Source organism: Pseudomonas sp. CNPSo 3701 (assembly GCF_028674975.1).
GTDB lineage: Bacteria > Pseudomonadota > Gammaproteobacteria > Pseudomonadales > Pseudomonadaceae > Aquipseudomonas > Aquipseudomonas straminea.
On the sequence record NZ_JAQZSI010000015.1, the window covers coordinates 1 to 2,654 of the forward strand.

The 2,654-nt window shown below is 61.2% G+C and carries 1 protein-coding gene; it reads left to right on the forward strand.

From position 1 onward, the window contains the following. Positions 1 to 2,654 (forward strand): Ig-like domain-containing protein (locus PVA39_RS23170; protein WP_274126061.1); only part of this gene is annotated, 2,654 nt, incomplete at both ends.

Consider the following 2,654-nt stretch of genomic DNA (forward strand, 5'->3'; position numbering starts at 1 on the left):
CACCGACGCCGCCGGTAACACCGGTACCGCGACAGACACCGAAGGCTATAGCGTCGACGTCACCGCACCTGTGCCGACCATCACCCTCGACGCCAACATCACCGCCGATGACGTGATCAACCTCGCCGAATCGAGTCAGCAGATCCCGGTTACCGGCACTGTCGGTGGCGATGCCAAGGTCGGCGATACCGTCACCCTGACCGTCAATGGCAAAGAATTCACCGGTTCGGTCGTTGCCAGTCCAAATGGCACGCTGGGCTTTAGCATCAACGTGCCCGGCGCCGACCTGGCCGCTGATGGCGATCGCACCATCGATGCCAGCGTCAGAACCACCGATGCCGCAGGCAACGTTGGCATTGGCGCGGATACCGAAAGCTACCGCGTCGACATCACACCGCCTGCAGCGGCAATCGATATCGTCAAGATCTCTGAAGACACGGGAACTCCCGGGGACTTCATCACCCGTGACAGCACCCTGACCGTAAGCGGTACGGTCGGCCCTCTGGGCGCCGGCGAGAAAGCGCAGATCAGCGTGGACGGCGGCAGCACCTGGACGGACCTGACCGTCAGCAACGGAAACTGGGATTACGCGGATGGCCGCACCCTGTCGCTGGGTGATCACACCTATCAGGTACGCGTCATCGATGATGCGGGTAACGTGGGCTCCACCGACACCCAGAAAGTCACCATCATCGCCAACCAGGATCCGATCGCGGTTAACGACCCAGGCATGGCAGCCGGTCTCACCGGCCAATATTACGCCTACCACGAAGGGGCGAACCTGGATGGGGCGAACCTGACCTCCCTGGCTCAGGTGCGCGCCTTTATCGCCGCCAACTCGCCTGATGCCGCCTTCGTGGCGAAGAACATCAATTACAGCCTGAGTGGTGGCGACCTCGGCGGAAATAACAACCTGCAATCATTCCTGGGCTCTGACGCGGCATCGTTGAACGTCGACCCGGAAAACAGCAGTGACGCGATCATCAGACTCAGCGGCACCTTGCAACTGCAGGCGGGCAACTACCAGTTCCAAGTCAGGGCGGACGATGGCTACAGCATCGCGATCGATGGCGTGATCGTCTCGAGGTTCGATGGCAACCAGTCGCCGAGCACCAACAGCGGCTCGTTCACCATCAGTGAGCCTGGCGCGCACACCATCGAAATCATCTACTGGGACCAGGGTGGTCAGGCCGTACTGCAACCCACGCTGAGTTTCGCTGGCGGCCCTTACCAGCCGCTGGGCAACTACTCTCCGGCCCAGGCCAACCCTGCCCTGGTCACCGGGCACGACAATGCCTTGACGATCTCCCAGGCAACGCTGCTCGCCAACGACAGCGACGCGGACGGTGACAGCCTGCGTATCGTCGGCGTGGACAATCCCAAGCATGGCACCGTTACGCTGAACGACAACGGCACCATCACTTTCACACCCGCAAGCAATTACTACGGCCCCGCTTCGTTCAGCTACACCGTCAGCGATGGCAATGGTGGAACCAGCAAAGCCACGGTCACGGTGAACGTGACGGGCGACGCGGCTGCGAGTATCGGTGCAGTCAGCAATGCCGTGGACAACACCGGGGGCCAGGTGGATGAAGGCGACAGCGCCGTCTTCACCGTCAACCTCAGCACTGCCAGCCTCACCACCACGACCTTCAGCCTGGCGCTTAACGCGGGCACCGCAACAGCGGGCAATGACTACAACGGTACGCTGACCAACCAAAGCTTCAGCAATGGTGTGACCTACAACGCCGCCAACGGAACCGTCACCGTGCCTGCAGGCGTTTCCAGCTTCACGGTCACCGTGCCGACCATCAACGACAGCGTGTTCGAGCCGACCGAAAGCTTCAGCCTGACCGTTGGCGGCAAGACCGGTACCGCGACAATCTTCGACAATGATGCCGCTCCGGCTATCAATACCGTCAGCGCTGCAGTCGATAGCACTGGCGGCCAGGTCGATGAAGGCGACAACGCCGTCTTTACCGTCAACCTCAACAATGCCAGCAGCACGCCGACCACGTTCAGCCTCGCGCTCAATGCCGGTACCGCAACGGCCGGCAGTGACTACAACGGCACGCTGACCAACCAGAGCTTCAGCAACGGCGTGACCTACAATGCCGCCAACGGAACCGTCACCGTACCGGCGGGCGTGACCAGCTTTACCGTCACGGTGCCGACCATCAATGACACCGTTTTCGAGCCAACTGAAACCTTCAGCCTGACCGTAGGTGGGAAAACCGGCACTGCGACCATCATCGATAACGATACGGCGCCTGCCGTAAACACCGTTAGCGCTGCGGTGGACAGCAATGGCGGCCAGGTCGATGAAGGCGACAACGCCGTCTTCACCGTCAACCTGACTAACGCCAGCAGCACGCCGACTACCTTCAGCCTCGCGCTGAATGCGGGTACTGCGACTGCCGGCAGCGATTATAACGGCACCTTGACCAACCAAAGCTTCAGCAACGGCGTGACCTATAACGCCGCAAACGGCACCGTCACCGTTCCGGCCGGCATCACCAGCTTTACGGTCACCGTGCCGACCATTGATGACACCTTCAGCGAGCCCACTGAAACCTTCAGCCTTACCGTTGGCGGCAAAACCGGTACTGCGACCATCATCGACAACGATGCGGCGCCGACTGTCGGCAGCGTCA